The 25,165-nt window shown below is 67.3% G+C and carries 17 protein-coding genes; 9 read left to right on the top strand and 8 right to left on the bottom strand.

The annotated features are described in order from the left end of the window. Positions 1 to 696 (top strand): methyl-accepting chemotaxis protein (locus DFR31_RS13875; RefSeq protein ID WP_170153654.1); only part of this gene is annotated, 696 nt, incomplete at its 5' end. Between the two features lie 60 nt (positions 697 to 756). Here the strand turns inward: DFR31_RS13875 and DFR31_RS09665 are convergent. After that, the gene (locus tag DFR31_RS09665; protein ID WP_121442468.1) at positions 757 to 3,594 is read right to left on the bottom strand and encodes an EAL domain-containing protein; all 2,838 of its coding nucleotides are present in this window, start codon (positions 3,592 to 3,594) and stop codon (positions 757 to 759) included. 227 nt (positions 3,595 to 3,821) lie between these two features. Here DFR31_RS09665 and DFR31_RS14060 point away from each other — a divergent pair, with 227 nt between their 5' ends. Then, positions 3,822 to 5,735 (top strand): methyl-accepting chemotaxis protein, encoded by a 1,914-nt coding sequence (locus DFR31_RS14060; protein ID WP_121442467.1) that lies wholly within the window; start codon positions 3,822 to 3,824, stop codon positions 5,733 to 5,735. Positions 5,736 to 5,940: 205 nt separating this feature from the next. Beyond that, positions 5,941 to 6,186: a DNA primase gene (locus DFR31_RS09655; protein ID WP_121442466.1), complete on the top strand. Its 246-nt coding sequence runs from the start codon at positions 5,941 to 5,943 to the stop codon at positions 6,184 to 6,186. A 141-nt stretch (positions 6,187 to 6,327) separates the two neighbouring features. Here DFR31_RS09655 and relA read toward each other — a convergent pair whose 3' ends face one another. Beyond that, complete coding sequence (gene relA, locus DFR31_RS09650) at positions 6,328 to 8,535, bottom strand: GTP diphosphokinase (protein ID WP_121442465.1); 2,208 nt, start codon at positions 8,533 to 8,535, stop codon at positions 6,328 to 6,330. Between the two features lie 214 nt (positions 8,536 to 8,749). Here relA and lexA point away from each other — a divergent pair, with 214 nt between their 5' ends. The 3 genes from lexA (at position 8,750) to DFR31_RS09635 (ending at position 11,644) form a co-directional block, all read left to right on the top strand. After that, positions 8,750 to 9,382: a transcriptional repressor LexA gene (lexA, locus tag DFR31_RS09645; protein ID WP_121442464.1), complete on the top strand. Its 633-nt coding sequence runs from the start codon at positions 8,750 to 8,752 to the stop codon at positions 9,380 to 9,382. A 77-nt stretch (positions 9,383 to 9,459) separates the two neighbouring features. After that, positions 9,460 to 10,284, top strand: coding sequence for a translesion DNA synthesis-associated protein ImuA (gene imuA, locus DFR31_RS09640; protein WP_121442463.1), 825 nt, complete (start codon positions 9,460 to 9,462; stop codon positions 10,282 to 10,284). Next, positions 10,268 to 11,644 carry a Y-family DNA polymerase gene (locus DFR31_RS09635; RefSeq protein ID WP_121442462.1) on the top strand — a complete coding sequence of 459 codons (1,377 nt, stop codon included), beginning with the start codon at positions 10,268 to 10,270 and terminating at the stop codon, positions 11,642 to 11,644. Before imuA ends, DFR31_RS09635 begins: the two co-directional genes overlap by 17 nt. 19 nt (positions 11,645 to 11,663) lie before the next feature. On the opposite strand, the gene DFR31_RS09630 is transcribed toward DFR31_RS09635, so the two are convergent. Both DFR31_RS09630 and DFR31_RS09625 read right to left on the bottom strand, forming a co-directional pair. Then, positions 11,664 to 12,467 (bottom strand): ABC transporter permease, encoded by an 804-nt coding sequence (locus DFR31_RS09630; protein WP_121442461.1) that lies wholly within the window; start codon positions 12,465 to 12,467, stop codon positions 11,664 to 11,666. A gap of 6 nt (positions 12,468 to 12,473) precedes the next feature. After that, positions 12,474 to 13,403: an ATP-binding cassette domain-containing protein gene (locus DFR31_RS09625; RefSeq protein ID WP_121442460.1), complete on the bottom strand. Its 930-nt coding sequence runs from the start codon at positions 13,401 to 13,403 to the stop codon at positions 12,474 to 12,476. A 110-nt stretch (positions 13,404 to 13,513) separates the two neighbouring features. Between DFR31_RS09625 and DFR31_RS09620 the strand changes: the two genes are divergently transcribed. Continuing rightward, positions 13,514 to 15,820 (top strand): putative bifunctional diguanylate cyclase/phosphodiesterase, encoded by a 2,307-nt coding sequence (locus DFR31_RS09620; protein WP_121442459.1) that lies wholly within the window; start codon positions 13,514 to 13,516, stop codon positions 15,818 to 15,820. 14 nt (positions 15,821 to 15,834) lie between these two features. Here DFR31_RS09620 and DFR31_RS09615 read toward each other — a convergent pair whose 3' ends face one another. Genes DFR31_RS09615 through uvrB form a run of 3 tightly spaced genes read right to left on the bottom strand, consistent with a single transcriptional unit; the run spans position 15,835 to position 19,584 of the window. Continuing rightward, on the bottom strand, positions 15,835 to 16,602 hold the full coding sequence (locus DFR31_RS09615) for a sulfite exporter TauE/SafE family protein (RefSeq protein WP_245971149.1): 768 nt from the start codon (positions 16,600 to 16,602) through the stop codon (positions 15,835 to 15,837). A gap of 42 nt (positions 16,603 to 16,644) precedes the next feature. Then, the gene (gene rluB / locus DFR31_RS09610) at positions 16,645 to 17,496 is read right to left on the bottom strand and encodes a 23S rRNA pseudouridine(2605) synthase RluB (protein ID WP_121442458.1); all 852 of its coding nucleotides are present in this window, start codon (positions 17,494 to 17,496) and stop codon (positions 16,645 to 16,647) included. A 60-nt stretch (positions 17,497 to 17,556) separates the two neighbouring features. After that, complete coding sequence (gene uvrB, locus DFR31_RS09605) at positions 17,557 to 19,584, bottom strand: excinuclease ABC subunit UvrB (protein ID WP_121442457.1); 2,028 nt, start codon at positions 19,582 to 19,584, stop codon at positions 17,557 to 17,559. A gap of 118 nt (positions 19,585 to 19,702) precedes the next feature. On the opposite strand from uvrB, the gene DFR31_RS09600 reads away from it, so the two are divergent. After that, positions 19,703 to 20,881, top strand: coding sequence for a pyridoxal phosphate-dependent aminotransferase (locus tag DFR31_RS09600; protein WP_121442456.1), 1,179 nt, complete (start codon positions 19,703 to 19,705; stop codon positions 20,879 to 20,881). A gap of 262 nt (positions 20,882 to 21,143) precedes the next feature. Continuing rightward, the gene (zigA, locus tag DFR31_RS09595) at positions 21,144 to 22,364 is read left to right on the top strand and encodes a zinc metallochaperone GTPase ZigA (protein WP_121442455.1); all 1,221 of its coding nucleotides are present in this window, start codon (positions 21,144 to 21,146) and stop codon (positions 22,362 to 22,364) included. A gap of 100 nt (positions 22,365 to 22,464) precedes the next feature. Here zigA and DFR31_RS09590 read toward each other — a convergent pair whose 3' ends face one another. Continuing rightward, the gene (locus DFR31_RS09590; protein WP_121442454.1) at positions 22,465 to 25,068 is read right to left on the bottom strand and encodes a fused MFS/spermidine synthase; all 2,604 of its coding nucleotides are present in this window, start codon (positions 25,066 to 25,068) and stop codon (positions 22,465 to 22,467) included. Positions 25,069 to 25,165 lie beyond the last annotated feature (97 nt).

Raw genomic sequence — 25,165 nt, 5'->3', positions numbered from 1 at the left:
ACCGTGGCCGAAATCGCCCGCACCACCCAGGAGGCCGCCGACCTCGCCCACGGCACCGCCAGCAAGGCCGAGGACGGTCGACAGGTGGTCCACGGCTCCATGGAGGCCATCGACCAGCTCGCCGAGGAGGTCCAGGCCGCCGCACAGGTCATCGAGAAACTCGCCGAAGAGGGCGAGCACATCGGCTCGGTGCTCGACGTTATTCGCGAGATCTCCGATCAGACCAACCTGCTCGCGCTCAACGCCTCCATCGAGGCCGCACGCGCCGGCGAACACGGCCGCGGCTTCTCCGTGGTCGCCGACGAGGTCCGCAGCCTCGCCTCCCGCACCCAGCAGTCGGTCGGCGAGATCGAGGGCATGATCGATCGGTTGCAGTCCGGCACCAGCCAGGCCGTCTCGGTCATGGAGGAGAGCCGCCAGCAGGCACAGCAGGGCGTCAAGGCCTCCGCCCAGACCGGCACCACCCTCGAGGAGGTCGCCGCCTCGGTCAGCCAGATCAATGACATGACTACCCAGATCGCCAGCGCCGTCGAGGAGCAGTCCGCCGTCAGCGAGGACATCAACCGCAACATCACCCACATCAAGGACGTCGCCGAAGACACCGGTCGCTCCGTGCAGGAGAGCGCCACCGCCAGCGATCAGCTCGCACAGCTCGCCAGCCAGCTACAGCAACTGGTCGGGCGGTTCAGAACCTAAGAGCGGAAACGGGGCCAGGGAGGGCCCCGGTCGGGCTACGGTACGGCGGGCCCCGGGTGGTTACTGCCCGCCCACGCCACCGGGCGTCAGGGCACCACGGCTCAGCATATCGGCACAGGCCTCGGCCGGCGCCGGGCGGGCGAACAGGTACCCCTGAATGGTCTGGCACCCTTCCTGGCAGAGGAAGGCGTGCTGCTCCGGCCGCTCCACCCCTTCCGCCACCGATTCCATACCCAGGTTGTCCGCCAGGTTGAGAATGGTGCGGATGATGGCCTCACTGCTCTCCTCGGTATCCAGGGCGTTCACGAATGAGCGGTCGATCTTGAGGATGTCGATCGGAAACCGATGCAGGTAAGCCAACGAGGAGTAGCCGGTGCCGAAATCGTCCATGGCCACCCGCACGCCCATGTCGCGGAACTGACCCAGGGTGCGGGTAACCGTCGGCAGGTCACTCATCAGCATGCTCTCGGTGACCTCCAGTTCCAGCTGGTGCGCCGGCAGCCCCACCCGCTCCAGGGTGTCGTTGATCAGGCGCGGCACCTTGCTGTCGCGGAACTGCGGCGCGGCCAGGTTGACCGCCATGGATACCGATGGCAGGCCGGCCTCGCGCCAGGTCACGTTCTGTTGCGCCGCTTCCTGGATGATCCACTCACCCAGCTCGACGATCAGCCCGGTCTGTTCCAACACCGGTATGAAGTGCCCCGGCGGGTGGACCTGCCCGTCCGGATCCTGCCAGCGCAGCAGGGACTCCAGGCCGACGATCCGGCCCGATGAGGACTCGATACGCGGCTGATAATGGAGGAAGAAGCCCTCCTGCTGGTCCACGGCACGGCGCAGCCGACTCTCCAAGGAGACCCGGGCGCGTGCCCGGTGATTCAACTGACCGGAGTAGTAGCGGAAGCTGTTGCCCCCCTCCCGCTTGGCCTGGTGCATGGCCGCCTCGGCCTGCTGCAGCAGCTCCCCGGGGTCGCGGGTGTCGTGCGGGTAGAGCGCAACACCGGCCGACCCGGGCACGTACAGCTCCTCCTCGCCCACCAGGAAGAGCTCCCGCAAGGGGGCAAGCAGCCGCTCCACCTTCTCCGAGGCCTCGGTATCCCCCTCGACCCGGAGCAACAGCGCGCCGAACTCATCGCCCGCCAGGCGGGCGAGCGTCTCGCCGTGCTGCATCTGATCCTCGAGGCGCCGGGCGACCTGCTGCAACACCCGGTCACCGATAAGGTGGCCCAGCCCCTCGTTCACGCCCTTGAAACGGTCCAGCCCGATATGCACCAGGGCCAACCCACCCCCCAATGCCCGGGCTCGATTGATACCCTGCGTGACCCGCAGTTGGAACAACGTCCGGTTGGGAAGTTCGGTGAGCACATCGTGGTAGGAGAGATACTGCAGCAGGTTCTCCGCCTCGCGCCGCTCGGTGATGTCATGGATGACACCGACCATGCGCAGCGGCCGACCGGCCGTATCAAACGCCACCTCCCCCCTCTGGTGCACGATGCGCACGGTGCCGTCCGGCCGCAGGATACGATGCTCCAGGTCGTACGACGGCCCACCGGGTTGCAGTGACTCATCAATGGCCCGGCGCACCCGAGGCCGGTCCTCCGGGTGGACGGCCTCCATGAAGGCGGCCTCGTTGCCGCCCCACTCCTCTTTTTTGAGCCCGAAGATCCGGTAGACCTCGTCGGACCAACGGATCTCGTTGCGGACAAAGTCGGAGACCCAGTTGCCCAAGTGGGCGATCTGCTGCGCCTCGGCCAGTTCCGCCTCACTGCGCCGCAACGCCTCCCGGGCCAACTGCAGGTCGCTGATATCCTGGAAGGAGACCACCACGCCGGTCACGGAACCACTGCCGTCTTTGAGCGGCGCGGCATTCAGCAGCACAGGCAGTCCGCTGCCGTCACTGTGCCGAAAATACTCCTCGTGCGAATACAACGGCTCGCCGGTCTGCAGCACTTGCAGGATCGGGCACTCCGCCTCCGGGTAGGGCGTGCCGTCACGCCGGGTATGGTGGGACAGCTCATGGGCGTTGGCCCCCAGCGCCTCCTGCTCATCGGCAAACCCCAGCAGCCGGCAGGCCGCGGTGTTCAAGAAAGTGTAGCGGCCGTGAACGTCGACCCCGAACACCCCCTCCGCCAGGCTCTCCAGCAGTTGCTGACGTAACCGCTCGCCCTCGCGCAGTGCGGAGATATCCTGCATGACGGTAGAATAAGTGCTGACCTCACCGGCACCATCCAGGTGGGCGACGATGGTCTGCAGCACTGGGACCCGGGTGCCGTCCGCGGCCAGAATGGCGGTCTCACCCTCCCAGACACCCCGGTGCGCGGCGGCGGGCATGGCGGTCTCCCGCACCAGCCGGCTGGCCCAGTCGGGATGGACGCCGTCGATGGTCGCCGTTCGATGGCGGGGGTTACCCAGCAGGCGTTGCAGCGACGGGTTCACGTACAGGACCCGCCCCGCAATGTCGGCCATGGCGATATAGGCTGAGGCGCCTTCGAGAATCTCCAGCAACTGCTCGGAGCGCTCCTCGGCCGCCTTGCGGTCGGTCACATCCACCCCGACCGTCTGGAAGTAACTCAGGCTACCGTCCTCGTCGAAGAACGCCCGGCTGGTCCATTCCACCCACCGCTGCGCCCCGTCGGCCCGCAGAACGGGGTTCTGGATACGGCGGATCGGCTTCTCCGGGGTGTAACGGGCCAGTTCCGCCATGTTCAGCGACTGGTGCTCCTGGGGCAGGGTCTCCACCCAGCGCTGCCCCACCATGCCCCCTCGGGGCAGGCCAAAATAGGCGTGCGCGGTCGCATTGGCGTAGAGGATCGTGGTATCCGGAAGGAAACACGTGATGATATAGGGGTGGTTCTCCACGATATCCTGAAAGTGGATTGCCGCCCTGGCTGAACCCGCCATGCTCCGGCTCCCTTGTTTTTTTCCGGGCCATTCACAGCGCAGTTTGTCAAAACCGCGACAGCGCGGCAAATCAGCAGTGCGAAGTGCGGAATTGCACCCCTCAACTTCACGGGCCATTGACCGATAACTTGTGTGACAATTAAGCCATTCATGCGGCAACCGGGGCTGATGGAAACGGCCGGGCCCGGATCGCAAGCATTACCCGTTTGGGATGTCGAGGGGGAACCGTGCTCAAGAATCTGAAGATCGGCCAGCGCCTGGCTATCTCCGTATCCGTTCTGGTTTTGGTGGGCATCCTGGTGCTTGTCGCGCTGTTCATCTGGCGCACCGGGGAGCTGATCGACCGGGCCGAGCAGCGGGAGTTGAATTACGTCTACCAGGCGATGCATGCCGAGCTGGACGATCACGCGCTGATGGCGGAAAGCTACTCGGCGATGGTCGCCCACATCCCCCAGGTCAGGGCAGCCTTCGCCCGTGGCGACCGGGACTACCTGGTCGGCATGCTGCAGCCGATGTACGACGCGACCGCCGAGCCCTACGGCCTGGCCCAGTTCCAGTTCCACGAACCGCCGGCCACCTCCTTTTTCCGCTTCCACCGTCCGGACCGCTACGGCGACGACCTGTCCGATATGCGCCAGACCATCGTCCAGGCCAACGAGTCGGTCTCGACGATCCGGGGCCTGGAAGGGGGCGTTGCCGGCATCGGCATCCGCGGTGTCAGCCCGGTCCGGGACCTGGATGACGACCACGTGGGTGCGGTGGAGTTCGGCCTCGGCCTGGACCAGGGCTTCGTGGACCGCTTTGCCGAGGAGTTCGGCGTGGAGATGTCCATCTTTGCCCGGGACGGTGAGAACTTCGAGGTCCTGGCCAGCACGCTGAGCGGCCAATCCCTGGTCAGCCAACGGATGCTGCGCCATGCCTGGGACGGTGATGAGGCCCGTGGCGAAGCCGAACGCGAGGGGGTGCCCTACGCCACCGAGGCCCGGGTAATTCACGACTTCTCCGGCGAGCCCATTGCCGTGGTGGAGATCGGCATGGACCGCAGTTTCTACGCCGCCGCCATGCGCAACACCATGGTGCAATCCGGGGGCATCGCGCTCATCGGCATCCTGATCGGCATCGGGGTGGCGCTTTGGCTGGCCCGCGGCATCGTGCGGCCGATCCGCCAGACGGTGGACCACATGAACGAGATCGCCGAGGGCGACGGCGACCTCACCCGCCACCTGGACGACTCCGGCCGCGACGAGATGAGCGATCTGGCCACCGCCTTCAACCGCTTCGTCGACAAGATCCGCAAACTGGTCGGCGAAACCGCAGAGGCCACCTCCCAGATCGCCGCCGCCTCCGAGCAGATGGCCACCATCGCCCGCCAGACCAGCGACGGCACACGGCGACAGCAGGACGACACCACCCAGGTCGCCACCGCCATGAACGAGATGACCTCCACCGTGGCCGAAATCGCCCGCACCACCCAGGAGGCCGCCGACCTCGCCCACGGCACCGCCAGCAAGGCCGAGGACGGTCGACAGGTGGTCCACGGCTCCATGGAGGCCATCGACCAGCTCGCCGAGGAGGTCCAGGCCGCCGCACAGGTCATCGAGAAACTCGCCGAAGAGGGCGAGCACATCGGCTCGGTGCTCGACGTCATTCGCGAGATCTCCGATCAGACCAACCTGCTCGCGCTCAACGCCTCCATCGAGGCCGCACGCGCCGGCGAACACGGCCGCGGCTTCTCCGTGGTCGCCGACGAGGTCCGCAGCCTCGCCTCCCGCACCCAGCAGTCGGTCGGCGAGATCGAGGGCATGATCGACCGCCTGCAGTCCGGCACCAGCCAGGCCGTCTCCGTCATGGAGGAGAGCCGCCAGCAGGCCCAGCAGGGCGTCAAGGCCTCCGCCCAGACCGGCACCACCCTCGAGGAGGTCGCCGCCTCGGTCAGCCAGATCAACGACATGACCACCCAGATCGCCAGCGCCGTCGAGGAGCAGTCCGCCGTCAGCGAGGACATCAACCGCAACATCACCCACATCAAGGATGTCGCCGAGGACACCGGACGCTCCGTACAAGAGAGCGCTACCGCCAGCGACCAGCTCGCACAGCTCGCCAGCCAGCTACAGCAGCTGGTCGGGCGGTTCAGAACCTGAGACGGTGCCGGGAGGCCGGCCCGGCCGGCCTCCCTCCTTCCTGCGACCCTCACCCCGTCGCAAGACGGTCTCGATTTGACTCATGTGCCTGTATGGCACACTCGCCGGCATACACCTGAATTGCTAATCATCTGTTTTTAGTAGATTATTTTTTGGCACGCTCCCTGCTTACCTCTTAGCCAGCAATCAACCAAGGAGGTAAGTGATGAAGCGTTTCCGCTACGGTCTGCTGACTTTGATCATTCTGGGTGTGTTCTCCATGGCCGGTCTCGCCGGCTGCGGTGGCGACGACCCGATGGATGAACCCATGGACGAGCCGATGGAAGAGCAGCAGGATGACTTCGGTGATCAGCAGGACATGGATGATGAGTGGGATGACGACGGCATGGACGACGACTGGGACGATGACGGTCTCGAGGACGACTGGGAAGACGACGGTAACGACTACTGATCGGTCCTTCCCGATGTGAATCGCCCCCCCGGCGATCCTGATGGCCTGAAGAACAGGCCTTTTGATCGGGCCGGGTCCGTGCAGGACCCGGCTTTTTTTACGTCAGCAACTTCATATTCAGCCCTGGTACCTGGCCCTGGGTCAGCCCTTGCGGTGCACATCCTGCACATGGGGCAGGCTGCCGATGCGATTCATCAGGCGGCTCATCTGGTTCACGTCCGCCACCTCCAGGGAGAGATCGAGCGAGGCGTGCTCGCCCCGGGCGTCGGTCTGGGTGTTGATGCCCAGCAGCCGGATCTGCTCGTTGGTCAGCACCTTTGAAACGTCCTGCAGCGCCCGCTGCAGGTCGGGGGTGTGCACCACCACGTTCACCGGGTAGCGACGCCCGCCCGGATCGGTCCAGGTGACATCGATCAGCCGTTCGGGCTCGTCGGTCCGCAAGCGCCCCACCTCCGGGCAGTCGCGGCGGTGGATGGTCACGCCTCGTCCCCGGGTCAGAAAACCGATGATGGGGTCGCCCGGTGCAGGGGTGCAGCAACGGGCCAACCGGGTGAGCAGGTTGTCCACACCGTAGATGGTCACCTCGTCGCCACCCTGGCTGGAGACCGTGCTGCGCTTGCGGCTGACCGGCAGCGGATCCTCCCCCTCCGGGCGCGGCAACACCCGTTCACCGACGATACTCGCGATCTGTCCGGCGGTAATGTCGCCCCGCCCCAGTGCGGCCAGGAAGTCCTCCAGCTTGCGGAACCGGGTCTTCTGCGCCACGTCGTCCAGCGGGACGTCCTGCAGACCCAGGCGGTGCAGTTCCCGGTCCAGGATATTGCGCCCGGCCTGGACGTTCTTGTCGTGGTCCTGCTGCCGGAACCAGGTCCGTGCCTTGGCCCGTGCCCGGGAGGTGCGCAGGTAGCCCAGCGAGGGGTTGAGCCAGTCGCGGCTGGGGGTGGCCGAGCGCGAGGTGATGATCTCCACCTGGCTGCCACTCTTTAGCGTATGGGTGAGCGGCACCATGCGCCCGTTCACCTTGGCCCCACGACAGTGGTGCCCCACGTGGGAGTGGATGTGGTAGGCGAAATCCAGCGGCGTGGCGCCCCGGGGCAGGTCCACCACGTCACCCTGGGGGGTGATGACGTAGACTCGATCCTCGAACACTTCCGCCTTGAAGCGGTCGAGGAAGTCCTCGGCGCCGTTCTCCTCCTGTCCCCACTCCAGGATCTGGCGCAGCCAGGCGATCTTCTGCTCGAAGTCACGGTCCTGCTGGCCGCCCTCTTTGTAACGCCAGTGGGCGGCGATGCCCAGCTCCGCCTCCTGGTGCATGGCGTGGGTGCGGATCTGCACCTCCAGGGTCTTGCCCTCGGGGCCGATCACCGCCGTGTGCAGGGAGCGGTAGTTGTTCTCCTTGGGGGTGGCGATGTAGTCGTCAAACTCCTTGGGGATGTGCTTCCAAAGGCTGTGCACCACCCCAAGCACCGCGTAACAGGTGCCCACGTCGTCCACCAGCACGCGCAGGGCGCGCAGGTCGTACAGCTCTTCAAAGCGCAGCCCCTTGCGCTGCATCTTCCGCCAGATGCTGTAGATGTGCTTGGGCCGGCCCACCACATCGGCCTTGATCCCGGACTCGCGGAGGGCGTCGTGCAGTGACTGGCGGACCCGTTCGATGTAGGCCTCGCGGTCCAGCCGACGCTCGGCCAGCAACCGGGCCACCTGCTTGTAGACATCGGGCTGCAGATAGCGGAAGGCCAGGTCCTCCAGTTCCCACTTGAGCTGCCAGATGCCCAGACGGTTGGCCAGCGGGGCGTAGATATCGCGGGTTTCCTGGGCGATACGCCGCTGCAGGGCCTCGGGCAGTTCGCGGAGGGTGCGCAGGTCGTGCAGGCGCTCGGCCAGGGTGATGAATACCACCCGCACATCCGAAGCGATGGCCAGCAGCATCTTGCGCAGCCCCTCGGCCCGGTCGGAGGCCTCGGCCAGCTGTTCCGGGGCGTGAAAGCGGGAGATGTCCTGCATGCGCGAGGCGCCTTCCACCAGGTGGGCCACGTCGCTGCCCAGCCGCTTCCGGATACGACCCAGGGCGGTCTCGTCCAGGGTGGGCAGATCGTGCAACAAGCCGGCGGCCAGGGTGGCGGCGTCCAGACGCAACCCGGACAGGATAGTGGCCACGGCCACTCCGTGCTCGAAGTAGCTGTCGCCGGTGGGCCGTTGCGCCGACTTGCAACCCATCTCGGCCAGGCGCCAGGCCTCGCTCAGCACCTCGCGGTCGTCCTCGTCCAGCCAGGCAGGCAGTTGCGCCACCCAGCTGTCGAAGTCCAGCTGCGTCTCGTCGGGCAATTGTGTCAGTCCGGTATGTACCATCTACACCGCCATCCGCCGCCGGTCACAGGGCGTGAATTGTACCTGTCCCATCGGCACTTTCACCCCATCGCTGCCCCTATTATCCGCCACCCCGACCCCGAGCACATGTGGCAGCGCGGCACGCCCTGCATGCCCACCCCTGCCAGCGGGTCTGACCGTCGTCGTAGCCGCGGACTTGCACAAACCGGCGATACTGTATAAATTTACACCCATCATGACAAACGACACCCTGACACCCCGACAACAGCAGGTGCTCGAGCAGATCCGCGAGCACATCCGGCGCACCGGCTATCCGCCCACCCGGACCGAGCTCTGCCAGGCCCTGGGCTTCCGCTCGCCCAATGCCGCGGAGAGCCACCTGCGCGCCCTGGCCCGCAAGGGGGCCATTGAGCTACGCCCGGGCACCTCGCGCGGTATCCACCTACCCGCTCCGGCTGACGCCCCCGAACAGGACGGCGACGGCCTGCCCGTGGTGGGCCGGGTGGCCGCCGGCAGTCCCATCCTGGCCGAGTCGCACATCGACCGGCACTACCGGGTGGATGCCGGCCTGTTCTCGCCCCGACCCGACTACCTGCTGCGGGTGCGCGGCATGAGCATGCGCGATGCCGGCATCCTCGACGGCGACCTGCTGGTGGTACACCGCACCCACGAGGCCCGCAACGGCCAGATCGTGGTGGTGCGGCTGCACGACGAGGTCACCGTCAAACGCCTGGAGCAGCAAGGCAGCCAGCTGCGGCTGCTCTCCGAAAACCCCGATTACCCGCCCATCGAGGTGGACCTCACCCGCGACGATGCCAGCCTGGAGGGCATTGCCGTGGGCGTGATCCGCACCGAGGGGCTGAGCTGAGATTCCAGCCGGTGTCCATGGAGCCGAGACCGCCCTTGGCCAGGGAAGGCCACCATCGCAAATGCGAGGAGCCCAACATGACCGAGGCACTGGACCATCTGCTGAAACACCCCCGTATCTGGCGTGCCACCGGCGAGGCCGCCGACACCACCACTCACCGGGGCCTGACCACCGGCTTCCCGGCCCTGGACGCGGTGCTGCCCGGCAACGGCTGGTCCGCCGGCGCCCTTACCGAGGTGCTGTACGACCAGCCCGGCGTGGGCGAGTTGCGCCTGGTACTGCCTGCGCTGGCCCGACTCAGTCGTGCCGGACGCTGGGTGGTCATCATCGCCCCGCCTACCCTGCCTTATGCACCGGCGCTGGCCGCCGCGGGCGTGGACCTGCGCCACCTGCTGCTGGTCCATCCGCGCAACAACCAGGAACGCCTGTGGGCGGTAGAGCAGGCGCTGCGCTCCGGCACCTGCAGCGCCGTGCTGGCCTGGCCGGGGCAACTGGACAACGCCGCCCTGCGCCGGTTGCAGCTGGCCGCCGAGTCCGGCGATGCCTGGGGCGTGCTGTTCCGCGCTCTCCAGCAGGCGGCACAGCCCTCCCCGGCCGCCCTGCGCCTGACCCTGGACCAGAATGCCGATGGCAACCGGCTGGATATCTTCAAATGCCGGGGTGGCAGCCGCCAGCAGATCACCCTGAACTTGGACCGGCCAGTACCGCTGCCGTCGCTGGACGCCTCGGACACCGACGCCACACCCACCCCCCGGCAAAGCGGCGGCAAGGCCCGCGCCTCAGGCGGCACGGAGTGGCACCGACGCTCGCCGGCCACCGTGACCACCCTTCGGTCGCATCGGGCCCGCGGCAACCGCGCCCGCTCGCAGCTGGACCTGCCCCTGGATGGTGGGCACCGCTGAAGCGGCCGGCCACCTGACCCTGCCACCCGGCCATGGAGATGCCGCAATGCTGTGGCTGGCCCTCTACCTGCCTGAACAGGCTGCGCCCGAAGGGCCCGCGCCATCCCCGACAACGGGGGCGGCCGGGCCCATCCCCGGCAACGCGGCCGACGACACCCTGAACAACCTGGCGGCCTGGGCCTACCAGTTCAGCAGCCGGGTGAGCCCCTGGCCACCGGCAGCACTGGTACTGGAGGTCGGTGCCAGCCTGAACCTGTTCGGCGGCCTGGAGGCACTGCTGGAGGAGATGGATGAGGGGTTGGACCGGTTGGAGTTGGCCTACCGGCGGGCCGTCGCCCCCACGCCAAGGGCCGCCTGCTGGCTGGCCCGCTGCGGCCAATCACTTGTCATCCGCACACCCGAGGCCCTGGAACAGGCGCTGGCGCCACTCCCCCTGACCGTGCTCGACCTGACGCCACGCCAGTACCAGGCCCTGCACGGCTTGGGGCTGAGACACCTGGCTGACTGCCTGGCCCTGCCCCGCGCAGCGCTGGCCCGCCGGCTGGGCCCCGATCTCCACCACCAGTTGGACCGGGCCGTGGGCCGCCGCCCGGAGCCCCTGCCCGAATGGCAGCCGCCACCCCGCTACCGGGGGCGACGGGAACTGGAGCGCGAGACTGAGCAGGTGGACCGCCTGCTGCCCCTGCTGGAGCGCATGCTCCATGAACTGCAGGGCCTGCTGCGGGGCCTGGATGCCGGGGTTCCACGCTTTGAGCTACGGCTGGAACACCCCCGCCGCCCCGCCAGCCGGCTGCAGGTGGGCCTGTCCGAGCCCGATCGCGACCCCGAGCGCCTACTGCGGGTGGCCGACGAACGCCTGGCCCGCGAGCCACTGGCGGCCCCGGTACGGGCCATTGCACTGCTGGCCGACGACATACAGCCGCTGCGGCCGGAGCCGGAGGCCTTGCCCGGCACCCGGGCGGCCCACGACCAGCGCCCCATGCGGGTGCTGCTGGAGCGGTTGACCGCCCGCCTGGGCGAGGCCAGCGCCCACGGTCTGGCCGTGCACCCGGAGCACCGCCCCGAGCACGCCTGGCGCCGGGTGAGGCCGGGCGAAGCGGGCCCGGAGGCCATCGCGAAGCCCCGGCCCACCTGGCTACTGGAACGGCCACGCATCCTCGGGCAGCGGCAGGGACAGCCCGTCTTCCGCGACCCCCTGTTGCTGGAGCACGGGCCGGAACGCATAGAAAGCGGCTGGTGGGACGGCGCCGACGTCGCGCGCGACTACTACGTGGCCCGGGACCGCAGCGGCGCCCGGCTCTGGGTCTTCCGCGAGCGCCGCGGCCGGCGCCGCTGGTTCCTGCACGGGCTGTTCGGCTGACCTGCCTCCTCCGGCGCGCCTATTTCATGATCCGCCGCCGCAACAGCCAGGTGGCCAGCGACAGCCCGACCACCGCGTAGGCGGTAATCACCCCCAGGTGCAGCACCACCAGGGTGGGCCATTCGCCGATGAGCAACGGCCGCACCACCGCCACCGCGTGCGCCAACGGCAGACACCAGGCGCCGGCGACCACGGCCCCGGGCAGCTCCTGCAGCGGGAAAAACACCCCGGACAGGAGCAGCATGGGCGTCATCACCAGCGTGAAGTAATAGAGAAAGAAGTCGTAACTCCGCGCCAGCGCGGTAACCACCATCGCCATGGCCGCGAAACAGAACCCGGTGAGCAGCACCACCGGCAGGGCCAGCACTGCCCGCGGGTCCGCCACCAGCCCCAGCAGCGAGGCCACCACCAGGATGGCCGTCGCACTCATCAGCGCCTTGGTCGCCCCCCAGGCCACCTCACCCAGCACCACATCGTCCACCGTCAGCGGCGCCCCCAGCATCGCGGCCCAGGTCTGCTGCTGCGAAAATCGCGTGTAGGCCGAGTACATGGCCTCGAAACTGGCCGTGGTCATGGCGCTGGAGCAGATCACACCGGAGGCCAGAAAGACCATGTAGGGCAGGCCGTTCACCTCCCCCACCAGGCGGCCGAACCCGTAACCCAGCGCCAGCAGATAGAGCAGGGGCTCACCGAAATTGCCCATGATCGAGGGCACCATCAGCTTGCGCCACACCCGCGTATTACGCCGCCAGACCGGGATGAAGCGGAGGCTGAGTTGCGGCAACCCGCCCCCGATCCCATTTGGCGTCTGTTTCTGGTTCATGGCCGCTCAGTCCCTCAGTCCATGGCCGGTGAGGCGCAGGAAGACATCCTCCAGGTTGGCCCGCCGGTGGACCCAGCGCAGTTCCGGGTACTCGGCCAGCGCCGCCAGCAACACCTGCTCGTCCGCCGCATACAGCCGGACAGTCTCGCCGGAGTCCTCCTGGCGCACGCCTTCGGGCTGCAGGCCGTACTGCCGCCACCGCTCTGCATCCCGGCCATCCAGCTCCACCACCTGATTCTCGATATGTGTCCGAATGAGCGCACCGGGGCTGTCGCAGGCCACCACCCGCCCGCGGTCGATGATCGCGAGACGGTCGCACAGTCGCTCCGCCTCCTCCATGTAGTGGGTGGTCAGAATCAGCGTCCGCCCGCGGTCCAGCAGGGCCCGCAGACGCTGCCAGATGTGCTGCCGGGCCTGCGGGTCCAGCCCCGTCGTAGGCTCGTCCAGCACCACCATCTCCGGGTCATTGATCAGCGCCCGGGCCAGTGTCAGGCGCCGCTTCATGCCCCCGGACAGGGCCTGGATGGCCGCCCCCTCGCGCCCCTCCAGGCTGGCAAAACGCAGCAGTGACTGCACCCGCTGATCCAGCGCCGGCCCCCGCAGACCAAAGTAGCTGGCGTAGGTGTAGAGGTTCTCCTTAACGGTGAAGTCCGGGTCCAGGCTGTCCACCTGCGGCACCACGCCCGTACGCGCCCGTACCTCGCGGGCCCGGGCCGGCACCGGCAACCCCAGCACCTCCAGCTCACCCCCACTGGGCGGTGTGTGCCCCAGCAGCATGCGCAGGGTGGTGGTCTTGCCAGCGCCATTGGGTCCGAGCAGGCCGAAGCACTCCCCGGTTTGCACCGTCAGGTCGATCCCGTCCACCACGGTGATCTCGCCATAACGTTTCACCAGGCCGAGCGCCTGAACCGCCGGGCGGGGCTCTTGTGGATCCATGCCACCATTCACCTTGCAGAACCTCCTGTCATGATCCACGCTGAAACAAGACTTGTACAAATTTTGATACACCTTACCCGTCCCGCGCTCGACGATCATGGAGTGTCGTCTTGAGACAGATTGCACGGCGCGTCATCTGGGCGATCGCCTTACCCATCATCGCATTCCTGATCCTCTCGGGTTTCCTGGTCCATGAGCGACAGGAGCGGGCGGCGGATATCGAGCAGCGCATGGCGTTACTGGACCAGGCGGAGCGTGCCGCCCCGCTGATCCATGCCCTGCAGGAGGAGCGCGGCGCCAGCACTGCACATCTGGTCGCCCCCGATGACCCCGGCCTGCGCCAACTGGTTGAGGATGCCCGGGTTCAGACCGATGACGCCATCCAGGCACTGGAACAGGTGCTTTCCGACGCGCCCGAGCAAGCCCCCTGGATGACGCGATTGAGGCAGCACCTGGAAGGGGTCCGCGAACACCGGGACGCCGTGGACCGCCTGGACAGCACCGCGAGCTGGAACCTGCACGTCTACACCCGCGTTGTCGAGCATTTGATCGAGCAGGTGGATGAACTGGCCGGTGCCGAAGACCAGGAACCCCTGAATGGCGGCCTGGATGCCTTCCTGGCCCTGATCCACCTGCAGGAGCATGCCGGCAAGGAGCGCGCCATGGGGGCGACGCTGATCGCCCGCGGCACCCCGTCCAACTTCCTGCAACAGGACTTCCTGCGCCACGTTTTCCTGCAGCAGGAGTACCAGATGCGGTTCGATCGACTGGCGGCGTCCGACTACCGCCACCAACTGGAAAATCTGCTGGATTTTGACGCGGAAGACCAGCTCATGGCCCTGCGCAGCCAGCTCATGGATTCCGCCCTGCCCGAGCAGAACCCGGCACTGGCCCGCGCCTGGTTCGAGCTGGCCACCCAGCGCATCAATGCCATGCAGAGACTCTCACTCCGCATGAAAGAAGAGATGGTCAGCGGGATGCGAGAGGAGGCCGGGGCGTTGGAGCAGGCCAACCAGCAGGTCTACGCCGCCACCGCGGGCCTTCTGGGCATCACGGTCTTGCTTTCCGTCGGCATCGGGCGCGGCCTCTACCGCCAGGTGGAGGCCCGCCGCCAGGACGCCGAGCGCATAGAGTACCTGGCCACCCACGACCCGTTGACCGGGCTGCCCAACCGCACCGCCTTCCTTGAGCGGCTGGACCAGTGCCTGGCCCGCGCCCGGGCGCAGGGGCACAAGGTGGGGCTGCATCTCGTGGACCTGCAGGGCTTTACCGAGGTCAACGCCACCTGGGGCGACGAGGTGGGCGACCGGATACTGGAGGCACTCGCACGGCGGCTGGAGGACGCGCTGCCACCGGGTGTCATCATCGCCCGGCCCTATGGCGACGACTTCGCCATCATCCAGCCCCGCATTGACTCGGAAGACGAACTGCCCGGCGTGGCCGAGAAGGCGCGCGCCATGGCGGAGCGGACCCTGCAGATCGGACCCCGCCGCATCAAACTGCGCGGCCGGGCCGGCGCGGCCTGCTTCCCGCAGCACGGAAAGAGCACCAACGGCCTGATGACCGCGGTCACCCTGGCCCTGCAGGAGGCCAAGCGGAAGGATGGCACCTGCGTCTACGTTCGCGGCATGTACGATCGTTTCCAGGACCGCCAGGCCATGGCCCGGGACCTGGAACATGCGTTGGAACGGGATGAGCTGTTGCTCAACTACCAGGCCAAGATCGACTTGGCCTCCGGCGACGTGGCCGGGGCCGAGGTGCTGCTGCGCTGGCACCACCCGGACCGGGGCGCGGTGCGACCCGACCACTTCATACCGGAGGCGGAACACTCCGGGGCCATCGTACCCATCGGCCGCTGGGTGCTGGAGACCGCCTGCGCCCAAGGCCGGCGCTGGCTGGACGAGGGGCGCCCCCTGAAGCTGGCGGTGAACCTGTCAGCCGCGCAGTTCAGCCAGGCCGACCTGGTGGACCAGATCAAGGCCGCCCTCAACCGCTCCGGCCTGCCGCCCCACCTGCTGGAGCTGGAGATCACCGAAACCACGGTGATGATGGACATGGAGAGTTCGGTGCAGACCCTGCAGGCCCTGCGTGATCTGGGGGTCTCCCTGGCCATCGACGACTTCGGCACCGGCTACTCTTCGCTGACCTACCTGCGGCGGTTCCCGGTGACCGTGCTCAAGCTGGACCGCAGCTTCGTGGACGGCATGGAGCACGGGGGCGACCCGGCGGCCATCGCCGCCGCGGTGGTCCAGCTGGGGCAGGTGCTCTCCCTGTCCGTGGTGGCCGAGGGCGTGGAGACGGAGGCCCAGGCCGAGGCCCTGCGCCGACTGGGTTGTGACATGGCGCAGGGGTTCCTCTACAGCCGGCCGCAACCGGTGGAGCAATTCCAGGCCAGCCTGCCACCACCCGGGCCCTGATCGCCTCCCCTGTATCAACCGCCCGACAGCTCCAGGAAGAACTGCACCACCAGCATGCCGGCCATCAGCCAGAGCAGGCCGCGCAGCCAGCCCCGGAAGCGGTCCGCCGGCACCCGCTCGCGCAGGGCCATGCCCGCCCGCAACCCGCCCAGGCTGACCAGCGCCAGTGGCAGGGACCACAACAGCAGTTCCAGTCCCAGGTAGCCCAGTGCTGCGAAGGTGGCCGCCTGGGTGATCTTGCTGACGAAAAAGGCGAGGTTGATAGCCTGCACCAGCACCAGCGGCGCAACCTTCATCTCCAGGAAGTAGATCATGAGCGCCGGGCCGCCCACGTTGACGGTGCCGCCGAGCACTCCGGCACCGATCCCGAAACCGGCGCCGGAGGCCTGAGGATGGCGCGGAATCCAGGACCAATCCAGGTCCCGGAAATAGTGGCTGGTCAGGTAGAAGACCATGGTGGCCGCCAGCAGTAGCCGGAAGGGGTTCGGGTCCACCGCCACCAGCCAGAGCGTGCCCAGGGCCGCACCCAGCGGCATCCAGACCGCGATCGGCCAGAACCGGCCAAGGCTCGCGGCCCAGTCGCCACCCCGCAGCATGCTGTAGCCATTGACCAGGATATTGGCCGCCAGGGTGAGCAGGATGGCGGTCTTCACGTCGGTCATCAGCGCCAGCAACGGCGTGGATACCAATGGAAATCCCACGCCGAAGGTGCCGTGCACCAGCCCGCCCAGCAGCACCACGCCGAGCGCCAACAGCATGTAAAGGACGGGTATGTTCTCCAACCGGCCGGGCCCCCAATGCCCTCCCCGGCCGACGGCACCGGGTCAGCGCCGCCGGGACGGTTTCTTTCTGCGCCGGCCCTGGGGTTTGCGCCCCTTGCGCCGGTCGTGATCGTTATCAGGTTCGTGTTTCAGGCCCACCGCCTGGCAGAGCGAGGCGATCTGGCCCTTGCGCAGCGGCAGGTGATGGCCCCGGCGCAGGTCCCTGGGCAGCTTGACCGGCCCGTAACGGACGCGCAGCAGGCGGCTCACCTTCAGCCCCTGCGATTCCCACAGGCGGCGGACCTCGCGGTTGCGGCCCTCGCGCAGGGTGACGTGGTACCAGGCATTACCCGGCTTGATCTCGTATCCCAGCGCCGCGTGGTCCACCACTGGGGTGATCGAGGTGAAGGCCGCCTCACCGTCCTCCAGGGTGACGCCACGCTTGAGCGTGCTCAGGATCTCGTCGGTCACCTCGCCGAAGACGCGCACCGCGTACTCCCGCTCGATGCCGCTGGAGGGGTGCATCAACCGGTTGGCCAGCTCCCCGTCGGTGGTGAACAGCAGCAGCCCCTGACTGTTCAGATCCAGCCGGCCGACCACCACCCAGCGGCCACCGGCCTCCGGCAGGTTGTCGAAGACCGTGGGCCGCCCTTCCGGGTCGTTGCGGGTGCAGACCTCCCCCTCGGGCTTGTAATAGAGCAGCACCTGGCGTTCCGGCTGGAGCTTGTGCTGGGCCACGGGGCGGCCGTCCACCTGCAGCCGGTCCTCGGCACTGACCCGGTCACCCAGCTGGGCGGGCTTGCCGTTGACCTTGACCCGCCCCTCGGCGATCCAGGCCTCCATCTGGCGCCGCGAGCCGACGCCGGCCCGGGCCAGTACTTTCTGCAGCTTTTCTGTATCGGTTGTTTCAGACATGGCGGTATTATCGCCCGGCAAGGCCGGGCGCCCAAAGGGTGAATGGGTTGGCGGGCGCGCTCAGGCGCTGGCAACGTCGGGGCGGCCCAGGGCGTGTTGCTCCAGGCGCTTGATCTCGTCGCGCAGCTGCGCGGCCTCCTCGAACTCCAGGTTGCGGGCGTGCTCCCGCATCTGCTTCTCCAACTGCTTGATCCGCTTGACCGCCTCGGCCGGTGTGTAGCGGCCGTACTCGGCGGCCTCCTCGGCTACCCGGGCAATGCGCTCGCGCGGCGTGCCGGGGGCCGGTACCCCGCCCCGCTCCATAATATCCGCCACGTCCTTGCTCACGCCCTTCGGGGTGATGCCATGGGCCTCGTTGTGCGCCTGCTGCTTGGCACGCCGGCGGTCGGTCTCATCGATGGCGCGGCGCATGGAGTCAGTGACCGTATCGGCGTAGAGGATGGCCTTGCCGGCGAGGTTGCGCGCCGCCCGGCCGATGGTCTGAATGAGCGAGCGCTCGGAGCGCAGAAAGCCCTCCTTGTCGGCGTCCAGGATGGCCACCAGCGACACCTCGGGGATATCCAGCCCCTCGCGCAGCAGGTTGATGCCGACCAGCACGTCGAACTCGCCCAGACGCAGATCGCGGATGATCTCGGTGCGTTCCACCGTATCCACGTCGGAGTGCAGGTAGCGCACCCGTACCCCGTTCTCGTGCAGGTACTCGGTGAGGTCCTCCGCCATGCGCTTGGTCAACGTGGTAACCAGCACCCGCTCGTCGCGCCTGGCCCGATCGGTGATCTCGCCGAACACGTCGTCCACCTGGCTGAGCGCCGGGCGCACCTCCACCTCCGGGTCCAGCAGACCGGTGGGCCGCACCACCTGCTCCACCACCCGCTGGCTATGCTCCCGCTCCCAGGGGCCGGGGGTGGCGGAGACCAGCACCGACTGGGGTGCCAGTTGCAGCCATTCGTCGAATTTCAGCGGCCGGTTGTCCAGGGCCGAGGGCAGACGGAAGCCGTAATCCACCAGGGTCTGCTTGCGGCTGCGGTCGCCCTTGTACATACCGCCCAGCTGCGGGATGGTGACGTGGGATTCGTCGATGAACACCACCGCGTCTTCGGGCACGTAGTCGAACAACGTCGGTGGCGGCTCACCGGGGGCGCGGCCGGAGAGGTGTCGCGAGTAGTTCTCGATGCCGTTGCAGTAGCCCAGCTCGTACATCATCTCCAGGTCGAACATCGTCCGCTGTTCCAGCCGCTGGGCCTCCACCAGTTTGTCGGCGGCGCGCAACTCCGCCAGCCGGTCACGCAGCTCTTCCTTGATGGCGTCGATGGCGCGCAGCACCTGGTCGCGCGGGGTGACGTAGTGGGTCTTGGGGTAGATGGTCAGGCGCGGCACCCGGCGCAGCACCTCCCCGGTGAGCGGATCGAAGTAGGACAGCTCCTCGATCTCGTCGTCGAACAGCTCGACCCGCACGGCCTCGTCCTCGGAGTCGGCGGGAAAGATGTCGATGACCTCGCCCCGGGCACGGTAGGTGCCGCGGGTGAAGTCCATGTCGTTGCGGCTGTACTGCATCTCCGCCAGCCGGCGCAGGATCTGGCGCTGGTCGATGGTCTCGCCGCGCACCAGGTGCAGGAGCATCTGCATGTAGGACTGGGGGTCGCCCAGGCCGTAGATAGAGGAGACCGAGGCGACGATGATGGTGTCCTGCCGCTCCAGGATGGCCTTGGTGGCGGACAGCCGCATCTGCTCGATGTGCTCGTTCACCGAGGCGTCCTTCTCGATGAAGGTGTCGGAGGCCGGGACGTAGGCCTCGGGCTGGTAGTAGTCGTAGTAGGAGACGAAGTACTCCACCCGGTTCTTGGGGAAGAACTCGCGCATCTCGCCATAAAGCTGGGCGGCGAGGGTCTTGTTGGGGGCCAGCACCATGGCGGGGCGCTGCAGCGCCTGGATGACGTTGGCCATGGTGAAGGTCTTGCCCGAGCCGGTGACGCCGAGCAGGGTCTGGTAGCGCTCGCCGGCGTTGAGGGCCTCCACCAGCGAGGCAATGGCGGTGGGCTGATCACCGGCGGGTTGGAAGCGGCTTTGGAGCTGGAACCTTGCGGTCATGGGTGCTTTAAGACCTGCGTTTGGGGTGGTATGCACCCGCTCGCCCACCCGATGTGCACGATCGGGCGCGAGCGGTTAGAATTACGCGGCTAAGACTCAGCGAGAAACGGAGGCAACTTTGGATATCAAACTGGCGAATCGGGTTCAACGCGTGAAGCCCTCTCCCACTCTGGCGGTGACCGCCAAGGCGGCCGAGCTGCGCGCCGCGGGCAAGGATATCATCGGCCTGGGGGCCGGCGAGCCTGATTTTGACACGCCTGAGCATATCAGAGAGGCGGCCATTGCCGCGATCAACGAGGGTGAGACCCGCTACACCCCCGTGGACGGCACTCCGGCGCTGAAGAAGGCCGTCATCAACAAGTTCAAGCGCGAGAACGGCCTGGACTATGACGGCAAGCAGGTGCTGGTCTCCTCCGGCGCCAAGCACTCCCTGTACAACCTGATGTGCGCCCTGCTGAACGAGGGCGACGAGGTGATCATCCCGGCGCCCTACTGGGTCTCCTACCCGGACATGGCCAAGCTGGCCGACGCCGAGCCGGTGATCATCGAGGCCGGTCAGGAGCAGGGCTTCAAGATCACCCCCGAGCAGCTGGAGGGCGCCATCACCGAGCGCACCCGCCTGTTCGTGATCAACAGCCCCTCCAACCCCACCGGCTCCGCCTACACCAAGGATGAGCTGGCTGCGCTGGGCGCGGTGCTGAAGAAGCACCCGGAGATCGTGGTGGTGACCGACGATATCTACGAGCACATCCTGTTCGAGGGTGAGTTCGTGAACATCGTCAACGCCTGCCCCGAGCTGAAGGACCGCACCGTGGTGGTCAACGGCGTCTCCAAGGCCTACGCCATGACCGGCTGGCGCGTGGGCTACGCGGCCGGCCCCGAGGCGCTGATCGGCGCCATGAAGAAGATCCAGTCCCAGTCCACCTCCAACCCGGCCTCGGTCTCCCAGGCCGCCTCGGTGGCGGCGCTGGACGGCGACCAGGGCTGCATCCCGCCGATGCTGGAGCAGTTCAAGAAGCGCCACGACTTCGTGGTGGACGCCCTGAACAAGATCGACGGCGTCGAGTGCCGCCCCTGCGAGGGCACCTTCTACTGCTTCCCGAACATGCAGGGTGCTATCGACAAGCTGGACGGCGTCAGCAATGACGTGGAACTGGCCGGCTTCCTGCTGGAACAGGGCGTGGCCCTGGTGCCCGGTTCCGCCTTCGGCCTGGACGGCTATGCCCGGATCTCCTTCGCCACCAGCATGGAGAACCTGGAGAAGGCCATGGCGCGGATCGCCGAGGCGCTGAACTGATCGCCACCGGCACCCGATCCGGCTGAAGGCCGGGTCGATGCGTAGAGACCCCCGGGTGCGGCTCCGCCCCGGGGGTTTTTGTTTCATGACCCGTCGTCTCCGGGAGATCGCCGCGGGCCTCCGGCCCTCGCGATAACGGGGTGTCGCAACCAGTTCGTTCCCGATTCGGGGCCGCATAGCGGGGGTGGTGCTCGCGAATATATGTTACGTTATAACATTCTACTCTTGGCCAGACTTCCACTGACGAATGGAGCGACCAACCATGCAACGTCTGCCCGTCACCGTACTCTCCGGCTTCCTGGGCGCCGGCAAGACGACACTGCTCAACCACATCCTGGGCAACCGGGAAGGGCTTCGGGTGGCAGTGATCGTCAATGACATGAGCGAGGTCAATATCGATGCTGACCTGGTCCGGGGCGGAGAGGCCGCACTCAGCCGCTCGGACGAGCAATTGGTGGAGATGACCAACGGCTGCATCTGCTGCACCCTGCGCGATGACCTGCTGCAGGAAGTCCGTCGCCTGGCAGAGGCCCGGCAGTTCGACTATCTGCTGATCGAGTCCACGGGTATTTCGGAACCGATGCCGGTGGCGGCCACCTTTGAGTTTCGCGACGAGATGGGGCAGAGCCTTTCGGATGTAGCGCAACTGGACACCATGGTCACGGTGGTCGATGCCGGTGCCTTGCTGCGGGACTACAGCAGCGAGGACCTCCTCCAGGATCGCGGCGAGTCACTGGGAGATGAGGATGAGCGCAGTGTCGTTGATCTGCTGGCGGACCAGATCGAATTCGCCGATGTCATCGTGATCAACAAGGCGGACCAGGTGGATCAAGAGCAGTTGCGACTGGTGCAAGGCGTGGTACGCGCCCTGAACCGCCGCGCTGAGCTGATCACCACGGAGCATGGGCGCGTCTCGCCGGCCAAGCTGCTCGGCACCGGCCGGTTCAGCTTCGAACGCGCAGCCGAAGCACCTGGCTGGGCCGCAGAGCTCGCCGGCGAACCGCACACCCCGGAGACGGAGGAATACGGCATTCAGAGCTTCGTATTCCGAGCTGACCGCCCTTTCCACCCCGAGCGCTTTTACCGGCTGCTCCACCAGGACTGGCCGGGTGTGGTTCGCAGCAAGGGGCACTTCTGGCTGGCCACCCGAATGGATTTCGCCGGCCAGCTTTCGCAGGCAGGCGCGGCGATGACCCACGGCGCAGCAGGCATCTGGTGGGCTGCGGTCCCCCCGGCAAAGCGTCCCACCGACGCCCCCTGGTGGCAGGAACACATCGTGCCGTTCTGGGACAGCCGTTTCGGCGACCGGCGCCAGGAGATCGTGCTGATCGGCATCGGCATGGAGGAGCCCGCGCTGCGCCAGCGTCTGGAGGCCTGCCTGCTGACAGATGAGGAGATGGCCGAAGGCCCGCAGAGCTGGCAAGACTTGCCCGACCCCTTCCCGGAGTGGTCCCTGCAAGGTCTGGAGGCGGAAGCGCAATGAATCTGACCGGCTGACCACCATCGACCCGGCCTAGCCCGCGGCAGCGACCGGCGTACCGGCTTCCATGGCCGGTACGCCTTCTTTGTTCCCCTTTCCCGCTCTATTCCCCTTCCCACCCAGACAGGGTATCCGCCTGCTGCTCGCTCTGGGGCATGACCTGGAACGGAGTCCGCTGCAGAAAGTCCTCGATGAAGTGCTGTCCGAGATCATGGCGACCCAGGCGGGCAAGCACGGCTGCATGGTAATAGCTGCGGCCGGCGACCACGTAGTTCTGCTGCTCCGCGCTCAGGCCAGCCAGGTAGGGGTCCTCGGCGGGGCCGGTCTGTTGCAGCAGCGATTCGTACAACTCAGCGGCGTTATGCAGGGTCATCCACTCCACCTCCCCCGCCTGGGCCTTGCGCTGGGTCCGGGGGGCCTGGTACTCCACGAAGGGACGGTTGTCGGTATTCAACACGCCGTTGGCGAACAGCCCCGAGGCGCTGGCGTTGCCGGCGTAGAAACGCAGCAGGCTGGCGGCGATCAGCGGGCGGTCCAGCCGCTCGTCTTCGGCGAGCAGGCGACCGTGGTCGATCAGGCGATCGATATCCAGCGGCGCTGCCCGTTCCTGCCCTACCAGCGCAATGATGGGCTGATCCGGCAACAGGTCGCCGCGCCAGACGAGCACCTGCGGGAACACGCTTTCCATGGTGCGGGCGATGGAGGCCAGCTCATGCTTTGACACCTGATAGAGCGGAATCCATTGCACGTACTGCCCGCCGGGCTGTAAACGACTGAGGGCGGTCTGGTAGTGCTCGCGGGTATAGAGGTTGCCCGTACCCGCTTTCCACGGCGTGAACAAGTCACTGATGATCACGTCGTACTGGTCCGATGAGCGGGCCAGGCAGTTACGGCCATCCTCGGCGTGGATGGTCACCCGCTCGTCATCGAACAGACCGTTGGCCCAGGGCTCGAAATGGTCCCTGGCGGCGCGCACCACCTCGGGCAGGATTTCGCAGACCACCACCTGCTCCACCGGGAACTGCAGGGAGGCCCCCGCGGTGATTCCCGTGCCCATCCCCAGGTAGAAGACCCGCCGGGGCTCCGGGTGAATGGCCAGGGGTATGCTGGTCTGATTGCGCTCTGCCTCCAACGCCCCGGTGCCGCCAAGCACGTAGTGATTATTCACCCGGATCAGACGGTGGCCATCGCGCTCCACCACAGCCACGGTGGCGTGTGCGCCCTCCTCCATCGCGATCAGGGACTCGTCATGCGCCTCACGCAACGGAACGGGATGGGGCAGCAGGATCTGCAGGGCCGGTAGCGCAGCGGCCGCCACCACCAGGGCGGGCACCAGCACCCGGGCATACCGGGGCTCCCCCTCCCAGCCGACCCGCGCCGCCAGCAGCAGATAGACCGTACCCAGAACAAGCAGCGTCAATCCGGTGCCCAACCAGGCGATGAAGACAAACCCGGCGGCCAGCGCACCGAGCACCGCACCGACCGTGTTGACCATCACCAGCCGCCCCAGGGTATCGCCCGCATGCGCCCGCCGATGTTCCAGCATCCGCAGCAGGTAGGGCAGCACCGTCCCCAACACCACGCCGGGCAGCAACATGATGGCGGCGGCGGTAATGCTTACCGCGCCGATATAGGCCCACCAGCCCAGTCCGGCCCCGACATAGTCCAGCCCGGCGGTGCCCAGTTGGAAGGCCCAGGGCGCGGACGCCGCCGCCAGGGCCCCACCGAGCAGCAGGACGAGCAGGACACGCTCCGGGGGCCATTGCCGGTTGGACGTCAGCGCACGCGCCACCGCGGCGCCGATGGAGAGCGCGATCAGGAACAGGGTCAGCACCAGCGCGTAGGTGTAAACCGAGTTCTGCAGCACCTGCGCGAACAGGCGGGTCCAGACGACTTCCACCGCCAGGGTCGCGAAGCCTGAGAAGAAGGCCACCAACCAGATGGTGGTACCGGACCAGGCGACTGCCTGCCCGTCCCCGGCGCCGCCCGAGCCGTGGTTTGTGCTATTACGGGCTTGCTTCGCGCGTCGCGCTCGCTTGCGGCTCCGCTTGGCCTCGGCTGCAGCGGCCCGCTGCTGAACCCCGACCAGCGTGAGCAGGATGGCCATCGCGCCCACGAACAGGTCCAGCCCCACTGCCAACAGGTAGGCCTGGGAAAACCCCAGCCAGTTCGGCAGCACAAAGCCGGCGGCCAACGCCCCACTGGCCGAACCGGCGGTGTTCACCGCGTACAGTGCCGTGCCCGTGCGCGCCAGCCCCTGGCGTACGGACACCATGTGTTGCGCCATCAGCGGCAGTGTGCCACCCATCAGGAAGGCCGGCGGGAAAAGCAGCGTGACGGCGATCGCCGCCTTCAGGGCCAACTCTGCCACCGGCGCCCCGCCCACCCAGGCGTAGGCCCAGGGGTAGAGGGCGTGGTAGGCATCCAGCAAGAAGAAGTGGCTGAGCGCCGTGACGGCCACGAGGATCTCGACCACGCCGAACATCCGCAGGGCACTGGAGAAGCGATGGCTGAGGCGCCCCCAGAACCACCCGCCCAGGGCAATCCCGGAGAAGAAGATGGCGATGGCCAGCGCAGCCGCCTGGGCCGTGCCCCCCAGCAGCAGGCCCAGCTCGCGTACCCACAGTACCTGGTAGACCAGGGCAGCAAAGCCCGAGACGAAGAACAGGGCGTAGAGCAAGGCGGGGCGTTGCAGGGGTGAGGGCATGGCTACAGGGATTCCGTCGCGGAAAATTCGCGATGTTATAACATATCTTACCGGGGAAGCTGAACAAACTGCCATGCCCGGAGCAAACGGCCGGAGG

Source organism: Alkalispirillum mobile, assembly GCF_003664325.1.
GTDB lineage: Bacteria > Pseudomonadota > Gammaproteobacteria > Nitrococcales > Halorhodospiraceae > Alkalilimnicola > Alkalilimnicola mobilis.
This window is presented reverse-complemented; position numbering and strand designations above follow the sequence as displayed.

What these genes read in the sequence shown, in the direction of transcription:
- DFR31_RS09665 (WP_121442468.1), bottom strand. Translation starts at nt 3,594, where the DNA reads ATGGCGGGTTCAGCCAGGGCGGCAATCCACTTTCAGGATATCGTGGAG.
- DFR31_RS09655 (WP_121442466.1), top strand. Translation starts at nt 5,941, where the DNA reads ATGAAGCGTTTCCGCTACGGTCTGCTGACTTTGATCATTCTGGGTGTG.
- relA (WP_121442465.1), bottom strand. Translation starts at nt 8,535, where the DNA reads ATGGTACATACCGGACTGACACAATTGCCCGACGAGACGCAGCTGGAC.
- lexA (WP_121442464.1), top strand. Translation starts at nt 8,750, where the DNA reads ATGACAAACGACACCCTGACACCCCGACAACAGCAGGTGCTCGAGCAG.
- imuA (WP_121442463.1), top strand. Translation starts at nt 9,460, where the DNA reads ATGACCGAGGCACTGGACCATCTGCTGAAACACCCCCGTATCTGGCGT.
- DFR31_RS09635 (WP_121442462.1), top strand. Translation starts at nt 10,268, where the DNA reads ATGGTGGGCACCGCTGAAGCGGCCGGCCACCTGACCCTGCCACCCGGC.
- DFR31_RS09630 (WP_121442461.1), bottom strand. Translation starts at nt 12,467, where the DNA reads ATGAACCAGAAACAGACGCCAAATGGGATCGGGGGCGGGTTGCCGCAA.
- DFR31_RS09625 (WP_121442460.1), bottom strand. Translation starts at nt 13,403, where the DNA reads ATGGATCCACAAGAGCCCCGCCCGGCGGTTCAGGCGCTCGGCCTGGTG.
- rluB (WP_121442458.1), bottom strand. Translation starts at nt 17,496, where the DNA reads ATGTCTGAAACAACCGATACAGAAAAGCTGCAGAAAGTACTGGCCCGG.
- uvrB (WP_121442457.1), bottom strand. Translation starts at nt 19,584, where the DNA reads ATGACCGCAAGGTTCCAGCTCCAAAGCCGCTTCCAACCCGCCGGTGAT.
- zigA (WP_121442455.1), top strand. Translation starts at nt 21,144, where the DNA reads ATGCAACGTCTGCCCGTCACCGTACTCTCCGGCTTCCTGGGCGCCGGC.
- DFR31_RS09590 (WP_121442454.1), bottom strand. Translation starts at nt 25,068, where the DNA reads ATGCCCTCACCCCTGCAACGCCCCGCCTTGCTCTACGCCCTGTTCTTC.